Below are 13343 nucleotides of genomic sequence, written 5' to 3' on the forward strand. Positions count from 1 at the left end.
AGCTGGGAAGGGACCCGGGCGGGGACGCCGGTCAGGGGCGCGGGAAACAGCGCGATCGGTCACAGCGGTCCCGCACCCGGGTACGGCCGCGCGGGGCGAGCTGGGAAGGGACCCGGGCGGGGACGCCGGTCAGGGGCGCGGGAAACAGCGCGATCGGTCACAGCGGTCCCGCACCCGGGTACGGCCGCGCGGGGCCAGCTGGGAAGGGACCCGGGCGGGGACGCCGGTCAGGGGCGCGGGAAACAGCGCGATCGGTCACAGCGGTCCCGCACCCGGGGACGACCGACACTCGCCACGGCGGGTGGCCCGGGTGCACGGGCAGGGCCGGGATCGAGGCTGGGAGGAGTCGCCGGTAAAGGGGCGCGGGGAACTGCGCGACCAGCCACGGGCGACCCGCACGCGGAGACGCGCACCCGCCTCCCTCCGCGTGGCCTCGGCCACAATTCCCCGGAGACGAGCCTCACAGACCCCCGAGCCGGCGGGACGTCGCAGCCGGACCCGGGGGAGACGAGAACCCCCAGGCAGGAGCCCAACCACCCCCGCCCGGGGACCGATCACCCCGCCCCGGAGGGCGCCCGGGCGCCCCCACCGACCCTCACCCACCCGCCGGAGGCACCCCGTACGCTGTCCCTCGTGGCAGAACCAGTCGTGCGGATCCCGGATGCGAAGGTCGCGCTGTCCACGGCGTCCGTGTACCCGGAGTCGACGGCGACGGCCTTCGAGATCGCCGCGCGCCTCGGCTACGACGGTGTCGAGGTCATGGTGTGGACCGACCCGGTCAGCCAGGACATCGATGCCCTCCGCCGCCTCAGCGACTACCACCGGATGCCGATCCTCGCCGTCCACGCCCCGTGTCTGCTGATCACGCAGCGCGTCTGGTCCACCGACCCGTGGACCAAGCTCCAGCGCGCGAAGGCGGCCGCCGAGAAGCTCGGCGCGAGCACCGTCGTGGTGCACCCCCCGTTCCGCTGGCAGCGCCAGTATTCCCGTGACTTCGTCACCGGAATCTGGCAGATGGCCGACGAGACGGACGTGAGGTTCGCCGTCGAGAACATGTACCCGTGGCGGTACCGCGACCGCGAGATGCTCGCGTACGCCCCCGACTGGGACGTGACGAAGGACGACTACCGGCACTTCACGATCGACCTCAGCCACACCGCCACCGCCCGCACCGACGCCCTCGACATGATCGGCCGCATGGGCGACCGCCTCGGCCACGTGCACCTCGCGGACGGCAACGGCTCCGGCAAGGACGAGCACCTGGTTCCCGGCCGCGGCACCCAGCCCTGCGCCGAGCTGCTCGACCACCTCGCCCAGTCCGGCTTCGACGGCCACGTCGTCATCGAGGTCAACACCCGCCGCGCCATGTCCAGCGCGGAGCGCGAGGCCGACCTGGCGGAGGCACTGGCCTTCACCCGGCTCCACCTCGCGTCCGCCGTGAAGGTGCCCCGCAGGTGAAGGCCCCCCGCAGGTGATGGACGCAGCCCCCCGCCGCGGCCGGGGACGCCCCACCCGTACGCAGACGGAGGCGGGCCCCGCCACCCGCGACCGCATCCTCGACGCGGCCCGCGAGGAGTTCTCGGAGCGCGGGTACGAGAAGACGTCGGTCCGCGGCATCGCCAAGGCCGCCGGTGTGGACTCCGCGCTCGTCCACCACTACTTCGGCACCAAGGAACAGGTCTTCGAGGCGGCCGTCGCGGGAGCCATGGCCCCCGCGCTCGGCGCCCCCGACATGATCGTCGAAGGCCCGCTCGACGCCGTAGGAGAACGCCTGACCCGCTTCTTCTTCGGCGTCTGGGAGAACCCCACGAGCCGCACGCCGCTGCTCGCGATCGTCCGCTCGGCGGTGAACAACGACACCGCGGCCGCCGTCTTCCGCCGGCTCGTCGCCGCACAGCTGCTGCGCCGGATCGCGGCCCGGCTCGACGCCCCCGACGCGGAACTGCGCGCCGAGCTGGCGGCGGCCCAGCTGGTCGGGGTCGCGATGCTCCGCTACGTGATCAAGGTCGAGCCGCTGGCCTCCGCGGACGTCGAACGCATCGTGGCGGGAGTGGCTCCCGTGGTTCAGGGACACCTGACGAACCCATGAGCGAGCAGACCGGCGTACGGTACGGATCCGAGCCGTCGCACCCTCGCTGACCTGGGCGTACACCCCGTAGCGATGGCCGCTGGGCGAGATGGATGTCCCGGGATGCGGACACCCTGTCCGGATCCTGGAGCACCGGCGTACGCTCGACACCAGTCATAACTCTCCTCATGCCTCCCCGAAGGAGCGAGCGACGATGCCCGATCTGAGGTCCCGCACAGTCACCCACGGCCGCAACATGGCGGGCGCACGTGCCCTGATGCGCGCCTCCGGTGTACCGGGCGCGGACATCGGACGGAAGCCGATCATCGCGGTCGCCAACTCCTTCACGGAGTTCGTGCCGGGCCACACCCACCTCCAGCCCGTCGGGCGGATCGTGAGCGAGGCCATCACGGCGGCCGGCGGCATCGCCCGCGAGTTCAACACCATCGCGGTCGACGACGGCATCGCGATGGGCCACGGCGGCATGCTCTACTCGCTGCCCTCCCGCGACCTGATCGCGGACTCGGTGGAGTACATGGTCGAGGCGCACTGCGCCGACGCCCTGATCTGCATCTCGAACTGCGACAAGATCACCCCCGGCATGCTGATGGCGGCCCTGCGCCTGAACATCCCGACGGTCTTTGTCTCCGGCGGCCCCATGGAGTCGGGCCGCGCCACCCTGGTCGACGGCACGGTCCGCACGCTTGACCTGGTCGACGCGATCTCGGACGCCGTGAACGACAAGATCTCGGACGAGGACATCCTCCGTATCGAGGAGAACGCCTGTCCGACCTGCGGCTCCTGTTCGGGCATGTTCACCGCCAACTCGATGAACTGTCTGACCGAGGCCATCGGCCTGAGCCTGCCGGGCAACGGCTCGGTCCTCGCCACCCACACCGCCCGCAAGGGCCTGTACGAGGACGCGGCCCGCACGGTCGTCGACATCACGCGCCGCTACTACGACCAGGACGACGAGTCGGTCCTGCCGCGTAACGTCGCCACCCACGCCGCCTTCGAGAACGCCATGGCGCTCGACATCGCGATGGGCGGCTCGACCAACACGATCCTGCACCTGCTGGCCGCCGCCCAGGAGGCCGGTGTCCCGTTCGGTCTGGACGAGATCAACGAGGTCTCGCGCCGTGTGCCGTGCCTCGCCAAGGTCGCCCCGAACGTCGCGAAGGACCGCACGTACTACATGGAGGACGTGCACCGCGCCGGTGGCATCCCCGCCCTCCTCGGCGAGCTGCACCGCGCCGGCCTGCTGAACGAGGACGTCCACTCGGTGCACAGCCCCTCGCTCTCCGACTGGCTGAAGACCTGGGACGTGCGCGCCGGCTCCCCGTCCCCCGAGGCGATCGAGCTGTGGCACGCGGCCCCCGGCTGTGTCCGCTCCTCCGAGGCCTTCTCCCAGTCCGAGCGCTGGGAGGCGCTCGACCAGGACGCCGAGAACGGCTGCATCCGCTCCGCCGAGCACGCCTACTCCCAGGACGGCGGCCTCGCGGTCCTCAAGGGCAACCTGGCGGTCGACGGCTGCGTCGTGAAGACCGCCGGCGTCGACGAGTCCATCTGGACGTTCGAGGGCCCGGCCGTCGTCTGCGAGTCGCAGGAGGAGGCCGTCGACAAGATCCTCAAGAAGGAGATCACGCACGGCGACGTCGTGGTCATCCGCTACGAGGGTCCCAAGGGCGGCCCGGGTATGCAGGAGATGCTCTACCCGACCTCGTTCCTCAAGGGCCGCGGCCTCGGCAAGACCTGCGCCCTGATCACCGACGGCCGTTTCTCCGGCGGCACTTCGGGACTGTCCATCGGCCACGCCTCCCCGGAGGCAGCGTCCGGCGGCACGATCGCCGTCGTCCGGGACGGTGACCGCATCCGCATCGACATCCCGAACCGTTCGATCGAACTGCTCGTCTCCGACGAGGAGTTGGCCGCCCGCCACGAGGCCCTGAACGGCGCCTACGCCCCCGCGAACCGCGAGCGCAAGGTCTCCGCCGCGCTCCGCGCCTACGCCGCGATGGCGACGAGCGCGGACAAGGGCGCGGTCCGGGACGTCTCGAAGCTGGGCTGAGCATCGGCCTGAACACCGGCCCGAGCACTGCGAAGGGGGCCGCTCCTGCCGGGGCGGCCCCCTTCGGCCTGTCACCACCCCGAGGGATCCCGAGCGTCGACCGCGAAGAGGGAACCGTCGGGCGAGGTGGCGTAGATCTTGTCGCGGGCGGGGAGGGGGGCGGGGAGCAGACCGACACGTGAGCCCCGCTGGTCGCCCAGGCGGGCCCGGGTCTGTCCGAGCAGGGCGCCCCGGTCGGTGTCGACCGCGATGAGGCGCCCGTCCACCGCGCTGAGATAGAGGCGGTGGCCCGACACGACCGGCGCCGACGCCTTGCTGACGGATGTCTCCACCCGCCACAGCTGCTTCGAGCTCCGGGTGTCCACGGCGACCAGCGAACCGTCGTTCCCCAACAGGTAGGCCACGTCTCCCCGGAGCACCGTCTGGGCCTGCGCCTGTGGGATGCGCAGCACGGTGCGGCGGAGCGTCCGTGTCGCCACGTCGTAGCGCAGGACGGCGTTCGTGTACTGGTCGACAGTGGCCGAGGTGAACCAGACGGCCCCGTCCCGGGCGGCCACCAGGTCCAGCGTCCCCTCCACGCGGCGTTGCCACTTCACGTCGCCGGTCTCCGGGTCCACCGCGGTCACCCGGGTCCCCGCCCCGGAGGGTGGTGCCACCGCATAGGCGGTCCCGTCCCCGTACGTGTGGAACTGCGGCACGGCCAACCCGGGGATCGCGTGGCGCCACTTCTCCTCGCCGGTGGCGGCGTCCAGGGCGGTGACCCGGGAGTCGGAGCCGCTGAGCAGGACGACGCCACCGACGTGGGCCACACCGCCGGAGTAGCGCGAGACATCGCGGCTCCAGCGCGTGGAGCCGGTCGCGGGATCCAGCGCGGTCAGGCGCTGCCCGTTGCTGCTGCCGACCAGCAGGAGTCCACCGGAGAGGACCGGAGCCGAGGTGGCGTAGGCGCTCGTCTCCCCCGGATCGCTCCGGGACCACAGGACCTTGCCGTCGTCCGGATCGATCCCGGCGGCCAAGACACCGGGCCGGACGCAGAACAGCACCTTCGGCGCGTCCGTGCACTGCGGCTGCCCCTTGGCTTTCGTGCCGGCGGCGCCGAGGTCGAGTTGCCACGGCCGGAACGTGCTCCGCGATGTCGCCGCCGTCTCCTCCTTCCCGGCAGGGTCGTGCGGGTGTCCATGAAGGCCGAGGACGCCGAGCCCGCCGACGGTCAGTGCCGCGACGGCGACCGCGACGGCCACAGGCAGACGCCACCGTCTCCTGGACACTTTCCGCCCGGCCGTGTGGGTCGGGTCCTCGGAACCCTCCGGACGCTCGGGCACCGCCGCACGGACCGCGAACGCCGGCTTCTCCGACTCCCCGTTCCCGGTGCGCTGTTCGGGTATGAACGCCCGGGTGTCGTACGACGCCGAGACCGAGCGCAGCGCCGTCATCAGCTCGTCCGGGGTGGGCCGGTCCTCCGGCTCCTTGGCGAGGCAGCGCGCGACCAGACCGACCAGATCGTCCGGGACGCCTGTCAAGTCCGGATCGTCGTGCACGACCTGATACGCGACCAGATAGGGACTGTCCGAATCGAAGGGCCCGCTCCCGGTGGCGGCGTGCACGATCAGCGAACCGAGGGCGAACACGTCGGCGGCCGGCCCCACATGCCGTGGCCTGCGGAACTGCTCCGGCGCCATGAACGGCGGCGTGCCGATCAACTTGCCGGTCTCGGTGCGAAGTTCACTGTCCGCCGGGCGGGAGATACCGAAATCGATGACTTTCGGACCGTCGTCGGCCAGCAGGACGTTGCTCGGCTTGAGGTCGCGGTGGACGACTCCGGCACGATGGATGTCCCGCAGCGCCTCGGCGAGTCCGGCCATCAGATGGCGCAGCCGTGCCGACGACAGCGCGCCGTTCCGCTTCACGTGCTCGGAAAGGGTCGGCCCCGGGATGAACAGGGTTGCCATCCACGGGTTCTCGGCCTCGGGATCGGCGTCGACCACGGGCGCGGTGAAGGCACCGCTGACCCGGCGGGCGGCCGTGACCTCCTGGCGGAACCGCCCCCGGAACTCGGGGTCCTGGGCGAGCGCGGCGTGGACGACCTTGACGGCGAGCCTCAACCCGGAGGCGGAGCGCGCCAGATGCACGATGCCCATGCCACCGGAACCGAGTTCCGCCTCCAGCAGGTACTGCCCGGCATAGCGCGGTTGTTCCGCTTCCGGGTCCGTACCGGTGCTGCGCTGTGGCGGCATCACTCACCCCCGTGGGTCCGACCGCATGCGCGACGCGCAGAGCCTAGTCGATCCCGCGTACGAAACATCGGCGGCTTGCTAGCCTCGGCGCGCAGCCTGATTTTGGCGTGAACCAATCAACGGGGGAGATCGATATGGCCACGGAAGACCTTGCTCTCACAGACTCGACCGAAGCGGCGGAAGCGGAGCCGCTGACCGCCCAGGCGCTTCGCACGTACCCCCTCGCACCAGGTCACACCGTCAACGTGAGAAGCGGCCCGGGCACCCACTTCAGCATCGTCCGCACCCTGTCGGCGGGTTCGCGTATCCCGATCTACTGCCAGTGCCCGGGGGAGTCCGTCACCGGTCCCTACGGCGTGAGCAAGATCTGGGACAACATCTCCAACGGCCAGTTCGTGTCGGACGCGTACGTACAGACGGGTAGCGACGGCTATGTCGCCCCGAAGTGCTCCTGACGGCATACGAAGGGAACCGACTGTGAAGATCGTGTCCGGCAGACAGGGGATGCTGCTGGGCGGGCTCGCCGCCACGCTCCTGGCCGTGGCGGGAACCATGTCCCAGGCGGCAGCGGTCACCAGGACGTATCCGCTCGCGCCCGGTGCCAGCGTCAATGTCCGCAGCGGGCCCGGCACGCACTACCCGGTCGTCCGCACGATCCCGGCGGGTCAGAGCGTCCCGATCCGCTGCCAATGCCAGGGGGAGTCCGTCAGCGGCTACTACGGCACGTCGACCGTCTGGGACAACATCGCCAACGCCCAGTTCGTCTCGGACGCCTACGTCCACACGGGCAGCGACGGCTATGTCGCCCCGAAGTGCTCCTGACCCGGACCACGGCACCGGGGCCCCCGCGGCGCCCACCGGTCCCAGGGCCGGGGCGATAATCGTCGGGTGAGCGACAAGACGACGACCCCCGGAACCGCGACCGGCACCCCCGCGGGGCCCCTGCCCGAGCCCCTGCGTTTCTTCGGGACGACCTGGGTGGAGCACGACGGCGGCTACGCCGGCCGACGCGCCGGTGTGGCCGTCGGCTCCCTCGCCGCGGCCGTGGCCGCCTGCTTCGTGCTCCGCTTCGCCTACCAGGGTCTGGCCATCGCCGACGTCGGCACGCCCGTGACGGTGATGGTCGTCGTGATGTTCGCGGTGTGCAGCGCCCTCGCGTTCCGTCACACCTGGGACTCGTTCGCCAAGCGCCCCGACCCCGACCGCCAGGCATCCCTCCGGGGGCTCCTCGCCATCGGCTTCGTCGGCTCGTTGCTCGCGTACTGCTTCCGCGCCCTCACCGAGGCCCCCGGCGAGCGGCTGAACCGCGAGGAGTACGAGGCGGCGAAGGACCAGTACGCCCGCCGTACCACCCGCCGCACCGGCAACCCGTCGAAGGCGAAGAAGAGCCGCAAGGCCTGACCCGGTCCCGCTCTCCCTCCTGCGAAACCCCCTACTCAACCCTCCGCCCCGCCAGCGATCATGACCCCATGACGGCTTCCTCCTCTCCCTCCGCACCCCGACCCGAGCCCGCCCCGCACGCCACCCGCGCGCACTCCTTCAACGCGGCGGCGGCCCAGTACGCGGCGAACCGTCCCTCGTATCCGCCCGCCCTCTTCGACGCCGTCGAGGAGCTCGCGGGCCGCACCCTGGCCGGTGCCAAGATCGCCGACGTCGGTGCGGGGACCGGTATCTCGACCGTCCTCCTGTACGACCGCGGCGCGGACGTCCTCGCCGTGGAACCGGGCCCCGGTATGGCCGCCGAGTTCCGCCGAGTCCACCCCGACCTCCCGATCGTCCGGGGCAGCGGCGACGCCCTCCCGCTCGCGGACGCCTCCGTGGACTTCCTGACGTACGCCCAGTCCTGGCACTGGACCGACCCGGACCGATCCGTGCCGGAGGCGCTGCGGGTGCTGCGGCCCGGCGGGGCGCTGGCCCTGTGGTGGAACACCGAGGCGCTCGACGTGCCGTGGATCGAGGCGGCCGCCCGGCGTACCGAGCGCTTCTTCGGCATCGACCCGGTGGTCGAGAAGAACGGCAGCGGCGCCCGTGCCGCCCATTCCCTCAGCGCCGACCCCGGTGGCCGCCTGTCCTTCGACCGGAGGCGGGTCCGCTGGAGCCGCCGCGTCCCGCTCGACACGCACCTCGCCAACATCGGCAGCCACTCGGCGTTTCTCGTCCTGGGCGAGGAGGCCACCGCGGCGTTCTTCGCGGAGGAGCGCGAGCACCTCCTCCGGACGTTCCCGAACGGAGTCGCCGAGGAGACCTACGTCGTGGAGCTCCTGGTCGCGACCCACTCGTGACCCAGTGCGGCGGCCCCCGGGGCCGCCGCACCGTCCGCCTCCGTGAGCACGTCGGAGCACTCGCCCACCCGGGCCAACCCGGCCGCGCTGAACAGCGCCCCCGCCGAACCGTTCCGCGCGAGTGCAGGGACGGCCGTCCCCTTGCGCCCGCTTCTGATTGCGTCCGCTTCCCCGCGCGGCCGAGACCCGCAGGCGACGGCAGCCGTACGGCACCGAACGGCCCTCGCCCCCCGAGGCACCCCCGCACATCGCGCCGACAGGCCGAAGCCCCCCTGCGCTCCCGGCTCTTGACCGGTCCGCCGCGCAGGAGCAATATTCATCGGGTGATGATTATTTGGGGCGGCCGATCGACACCGCACACATCACAGGCGCTACGCACACCACACATGCCCCGGGAGCCGATCCCCTCGGCAAACTCCCGGCACCCGGCCCCCGCAGCCCCCTCCGTCCCGCCCCAACCCCCGCCCACTCCTGAACACCGACTCCGACTCCCAGGAACGCCCGTGTCCTCACCCCAGCCCGCCGTCCGCGCCGAAGGCCTCACCGTCCTGCGCGGCCCCCGCACCGTCCTGCGCGGCCTCGACTTCACCGTCCCGCGCGGCCGGATCACCGGGCTGCTCGGCCCGTCCGGCTGTGGCAAATCGACCCTGATGCGCGCGACCGTCGGCACCCAGGCAAAGGTCACCGGCACGCTCGAAGTGCTCGGCCGCCCCGCCGGCGACCCCACCCTCCGCTCCCGCATCGGCTACGTCACCCAGGCCCCGTCCGTCTACGACGACCTGACCGTCCGCCAGAACCTCGACTACTTCGCCGCGATCCTCGACCCCGGCCGGGCCGCCGCCGAACGCCGGCACGCCGACGTCACCCGCGCGATCACCGACGTCGACCTCACCTCGCACGCCGACTCCCTGGCCGGCACCCTCTCCGGCGGCCAGCGCAACCGCGTCTCCCTCGCCGTCGCCCTGCTCGGCGCCCCCGAACTCCTCGTCCTCGACGAACCCACCGTCGGACTCGACCCGGTCCTGCGCCGCGACCTGTGGAGCCTCTTCCACGGCATCGCCGAGGAGCGCGACGCGACCCTCCTCATCTCCTCGCACGTGATGGACGAGGCCGAGCGCTGCCACCGCCTCCTGCTCATGCGCGAGGGCGAGATCCTCGCGGACGACACCCCGGACGCCCTGCGCGAGAGGACCGGCTCCGACACCGTCGAGGCCGCCTTCCTCACCCTCGTCGACGAGGCCGCCGCCACCCGCTCGCCGACCACGGATCCGGCCGCCGAGCCGAGCGCAGAACCCCGGTCCGCCGACGCCACCGACCCCCGCGAGGAGATTGTCCGATGAGCCCCGCACAGCCGACCGCGGCCACGACCCCCGACACCCGGCCCGCCTCCACACCGGACCCCGCCTCCGGCCCGCGCCCCGTCTCCCGCCCCAGCGCGCTCAACGTCTCCCGCACCACCGCCACCGCGAGCCGCGTCCTACGGCAGCTCCGGCACGACCCGCGCACCATCGCGCTGATGATCCTCGTCCCCTGCGTGATGCTGTTCCTGCTCCGCTACGTGTTCGACGGCAGCCCCCGGACCTTCGACTCCATCGGCGCGTCCCTGCTCGGGATCTTCCCGCTGATCACGATGTTCCTGGTGACCTCCATCGCGACCCTGCGCGAACGCACCTCCGGCACCCTCGAACGCCTCCTCGCCCTTCCCCTCGGCAAGGGCGACCTGATCGCGGGCTACGCCCTCGCCTTCGGCACGGTCGCCGTCGTCCAGTCCGCGCTGGCCACCGGCCTCGCCGTCTGGGTCCTCGGCCTCGACGTCACCGGCTCCCCCTGGCTGCTCCTGCTCGTCGCCCTGCTCGACGCCCTCCTCGGAACCGCCCTCGGCCTCTTCGTCTCGGCGTTCGCCGCCTCCGAGTTCCAGGCCGTCCAGTTCATGCCGGCCGTGATCTTCCCCCAACTCCTGCTCTGCGGCCTGTTCACCCCGCGCTCCGCCATGCACCCCGTCCTGGAGGCCGTCTCCGGCGTGCTCCCGATGTCGTACGCGGTCGACGGCATGAACGAGGTCCTCAAGCACACCGACATGACCGCGACCTTCGTACGCGACATCCTGATCGTCGCCGGCAGCGCGGTGCTGGTCCTCTTCCTCGGCGCGGCCACCCTGCGCCGCCGTACGTCCTAGCCGCCCGCCCTCGGACGAGCCCCTCCGCGCCCGTCCGCCCACCGGACAACCCGCCCGCGCCCTGGACCCCGGTGGGAGGATGAACACGGACGACCCAACCCTCGGAGGGCACCCGAACCATGGTCCAGAAAGTCGCAGTCCTCGGCACCGGCAAGATCGGCGAAGCCCTGCTCAGCGGAATGATCCGAGCCGGCTGGGCCCCGACCGACCTCCTGGTCACCACCCGCCGTCCGGAGCGGGCGAAGGAACTCCAGGAGCGCCACGGCGTCACCCCGGTCACCAACGCGGAAGCGGCGAAGACCGCCGACACCCTGATCCTGACCGTCAAGCCGCAGGACATGGGCACCCTCCTGGACGAACTCGCGCCGCACATCCCCGCCGACCGTCTGATCATCAGCGGCGCGGCCGGCATCCCGACCTCCTTCTTCGAGGAGCGCCTGGCCGCCGGGACGCCTGTCGTCCGCGTCATGACGAACACCCCGGCCCTCGTCGACGAGGCCATGTCCGTCATCTCCGCCGGCAGCCACGCCACGCCCGAGCACGTGGCCTACGCCGAGGAGATCTTCGGAGCCGTCGGCAAGACGCTGCTCGTCCCCGAGTCGCAGCAGGACGCCTGCACGGCCCTGTCCGGCTCCGGACCGGCCTACTTCTTCTACCTCGTCGAGGCCATGACGGACGCGGGCATCCTGCTCGGCCTGCCCCGCGACAAGGCCCACGAACTGATCGTCCAGTCCGCGATCGGCGCCGCCGTGATGCTCCGCGACAGCGGGGAGCACCCGGTCAAGCTCCGGGAGAACGTCACGTCCCCCGCGGGCACCACGATCAACGCGATCCGCGAACTCGAGAACCACGGCGTACGCGCCGCCCTCATCGCCGCCCTCGAAGCGGCCCGCGACCGCAGCCGCGAACTCGCCTCCGGCAACAGCTGACCGAGCCGACCGCCTTCGGCACCCACGACGGGGTGCCGAAGGCGCGCTCCCGCCACTGCTCAGTCCGCTGCCGGCAGCAACCCGATCGCCCGGTACGCCGCGTCCACCGTCGGCCGCGCCCTCTCCCTGGCCCTCGCGGCGCCGTCCCGCAGCACCCGTTCCACCTGGGCGGGATCGGCGCACAGCTCCTTGTGCCTCTCCTGCACGGGCCTGAGCAGCTCGACCACGGCCTCGGCGGTGTCCTTCTTCAGAGCGCCGTACGACGTGTACGTACCGCTCAGCTCCTCGGGATCCCCGCCTTCACAGGCGGCGAGGATCTCCAGCAGGTTCGAGACCCCCGGCCGCTCCTCCCGGTCGTACGCGACCTCCTGCCCGCTGTCGGTCACGGCCCGCATGACCTTCCTCCGCACGGCGTCGGGCTCGTCCAGCAGATAGACGACCCCCGGTCCCACGTCGTCGCTCTTGCCCATCTTCGACGTCGGCTCCTGAAGGTTCATGACCCGCGCCGCAACCTCCGGCCGGGTCGCCCGGGGCACCACGAACGTGTGCCCGTACCGCTGGTTGAACCGCACCGCCAGGTCCCGGGTCAGCTCGACGTGCTGGGTCTGATCGTCCCCGACCGGCACCTCGTCGGCCCCGTACGCCAGGATGTCGGCCGCCATCAGCACGGGATACGTCAGCAACGACAGCCGAACGCTCCCACCCCGTGCCCGCTCCCGCGCGGCCTTCTCCTTGTACTGGATCATCCGCCGCATCTCCCCGTCGGTCGCGACGCACTCCAGCAGATACGACAGCCGGGCGTGTTCGTCGACATGACTCTGGACGAACACGGTGCACACCTCGGGATCGAGTCCCGACGCCAGCAACAACGTCGCCGCCTGCCTGCTGAGTCTGAGCACCCGCGCCGGATCGTGGTCCACGGTCAACGCGTGCAGGTCGACGATGCAGAACAGTGCGTCGGCCCGGTGCTGGTCCACCTCGGCCCACCGCCGCACGGCTCCCAGGTAGTTCCCCAGCGTCAGATGCCCGGTCGGCTTGACCCCGCTGAAGATCCGCGTCATCTCTCCACCTCCTGATCGAGGCCGCCGCACCCACCGGCCGGCTCCCCAGGAGGGAGACACAAAAACGGCCGCCGAGGGCGGCGGCCGTTGAGTACCTACGTGCGTACGGCCGCCGTCAGGCGGCCCACCACAGCTGGGTGCACGCACGCGTAGTCATGGGCGCCACAGTACGCCCCGGCGGGCCCTCCGGACCGGAGTTGACACGCCCCCACCCCGTACGTAGTGTTCTCCGAGTTGTCCGACGTGAGCGCCGACCCCGGTCGGTCCCCGGACAGCCATTCCGCACCACCATTCAACGATCGACGACTCGTCGTCCGCTCGTTTTCATGCGTGTTTGCGAAATGAGGATTCCGCGTTCGAAAGGGCGCAACCCCGATTAGCTCGGGAGCCAAGAATCCGCTAATGTCTCACTCGTCGGAACGGCCCAACAGCCGCGAGGACAAGCCCCGCTGACTGGGGGTCAGGCCCGAAAGGATCTGATAGAGTCGGACTCGCCGGAAAGGGAAACGCGAAAGCGAAAACCTG

General features: G+C 71.4%; 12 protein-coding genes. 10 read left to right on the forward strand and 2 right to left on the reverse strand.

The window, feature by feature from the left end; translation table 11 throughout:
* Positions 1-633 precede the first annotated feature (633 nt).
* From AB0C62_RS34660 to ilvD, 3 genes are all read left to right on the forward strand, one after another.
* Positions 634-1458 carry a sugar phosphate isomerase/epimerase gene (locus AB0C62_RS34660; RefSeq protein WP_362980076.1) on the forward strand — a complete coding sequence of 275 codons (825 nt, stop codon included), beginning with the start codon at positions 634-636 and terminating at the stop codon, positions 1456-1458.
* Between the two features lie 13 nt (positions 1459-1471).
* Entirely contained in the window at positions 1472-2089 is a 618-nt protein-coding gene (locus AB0C62_RS34665; RefSeq protein ID WP_362980078.1) for a TetR family transcriptional regulator, read from the forward strand.
* A gap of 193 nt (positions 2090-2282) precedes the next feature.
* Positions 2283-4136 carry a dihydroxy-acid dehydratase gene (ilvD, locus tag AB0C62_RS34670; RefSeq protein ID WP_362980080.1) on the forward strand — a complete coding sequence of 618 codons (1854 nt, stop codon included), beginning with the start codon at positions 2283-2285 and terminating at the stop codon, positions 4134-4136.
* Positions 4137-4207: 71 nt separating this feature from the next.
* On the opposite strand, the gene AB0C62_RS34675 is transcribed toward ilvD, so the two are convergent.
* Positions 4208-6370, reverse strand: coding sequence for a serine/threonine-protein kinase (locus tag AB0C62_RS34675; RefSeq protein ID WP_362980082.1), 2163 nt, complete (start codon positions 6368-6370; stop codon positions 4208-4210).
* Positions 6371-6504: 134 nt separating this feature from the next.
* On the opposite strand from AB0C62_RS34675, the gene AB0C62_RS34680 reads away from it, so the two are divergent.
* The 7 genes from AB0C62_RS34680 to proC all read left to right on the forward strand — a co-directional run bounded on the left by AB0C62_RS34680 (position 6505) and on the right by proC (position 11757).
* Positions 6505-6825: a peptidase gene (locus AB0C62_RS34680; protein WP_081218655.1), complete on the forward strand. Its 321-nt coding sequence runs from the start codon at positions 6505-6507 to the stop codon at positions 6823-6825.
* Positions 6826-6922: 97 nt separating this feature from the next.
* Positions 6923-7192, forward strand: coding sequence for an SH3 domain-containing protein (locus AB0C62_RS34685; protein WP_362980101.1), 270 nt, complete (start codon positions 6923-6925; stop codon positions 7190-7192).
* A gap of 66 nt (positions 7193-7258) precedes the next feature.
* On the forward strand, positions 7259-7771 hold the full coding sequence (locus tag AB0C62_RS34690) for an EamA/RhaT family transporter (protein WP_362980085.1): 513 nt from the start codon (positions 7259-7261) through the stop codon (positions 7769-7771).
* Between the two features lie 68 nt (positions 7772-7839).
* Positions 7840-8652, forward strand: coding sequence for a class I SAM-dependent methyltransferase (locus AB0C62_RS34695; RefSeq protein WP_362980087.1), 813 nt, complete (start codon positions 7840-7842; stop codon positions 8650-8652).
* A gap of 503 nt (positions 8653-9155) precedes the next feature.
* A complete protein-coding gene (locus AB0C62_RS34700) occupies positions 9156-9992 on the forward strand; it encodes an ABC transporter ATP-binding protein (RefSeq protein ID WP_362980089.1) in 837 nt (278 codons plus the stop codon).
* The gene (locus AB0C62_RS34705; RefSeq protein WP_362980091.1) at positions 9989-10828 is read left to right on the forward strand and encodes an ABC transporter permease; all 840 of its coding nucleotides are present in this window, start codon (positions 9989-9991) and stop codon (positions 10826-10828) included. The genes AB0C62_RS34700 and AB0C62_RS34705 overlap by 4 nt, the downstream gene beginning before the upstream one ends.
* 119 nt (positions 10829-10947) lie before the next feature.
* A complete protein-coding gene (gene proC, locus AB0C62_RS34710; RefSeq protein WP_081218659.1) occupies positions 10948-11757 on the forward strand; it encodes a pyrroline-5-carboxylate reductase in 810 nt (269 codons plus the stop codon).
* Between the two features lie 59 nt (positions 11758-11816).
* Here the strand turns inward: proC and trpS are convergent, their stop codons facing one another.
* Positions 11817-12818, reverse strand: coding sequence for a tryptophan--tRNA ligase (gene trpS / locus AB0C62_RS34715; RefSeq protein WP_362980093.1), 1002 nt, complete (start codon positions 12816-12818; stop codon positions 11817-11819).
* Positions 12819-13343: the final 525 nt, after the last annotated feature.

Source organism: Streptomyces sp. NPDC048643 (genome assembly GCF_040650615.1).
Taxonomy (GTDB): Bacteria; Actinomycetota; Actinomycetes; order Streptomycetales; family Streptomycetaceae; genus Streptomyces.

Bases quoted from the DNA above. Each gene is read 5' to 3' on its own strand.
- proC (WP_081218659.1), top strand. From the start codon at position 10,948: ATGGTCCAGAAAGTCGCAGTCCTCGGCACCGGCAAGATCGGCGAAGCC.
- AB0C62_RS34705 (WP_362980091.1), top strand. From the start codon at position 9,989: ATGAGCCCCGCACAGCCGACCGCGGCCACGACCCCCGACACCCGGCCC.
- ilvD (WP_362980080.1), top strand. From the start codon at position 2,283: ATGCCCGATCTGAGGTCCCGCACAGTCACCCACGGCCGCAACATGGCG.
- AB0C62_RS34685 (WP_362980101.1), top strand. From the start codon at position 6,923: ATGTCCCAGGCGGCAGCGGTCACCAGGACGTATCCGCTCGCGCCCGGT.
- trpS (WP_362980093.1), bottom strand. From the start codon at position 12,818: ATGACGCGGATCTTCAGCGGGGTCAAGCCGACCGGGCATCTGACGCTG.
- AB0C62_RS34675 (WP_362980082.1), bottom strand. From the start codon at position 6,370: ATGCCGCCACAGCGCAGCACCGGTACGGACCCGGAAGCGGAACAACCG.
- AB0C62_RS34680 (WP_081218655.1), top strand. From the start codon at position 6,505: ATGGCCACGGAAGACCTTGCTCTCACAGACTCGACCGAAGCGGCGGAA.
- AB0C62_RS34695 (WP_362980087.1), top strand. From the start codon at position 7,840: ATGACGGCTTCCTCCTCTCCCTCCGCACCCCGACCCGAGCCCGCCCCG.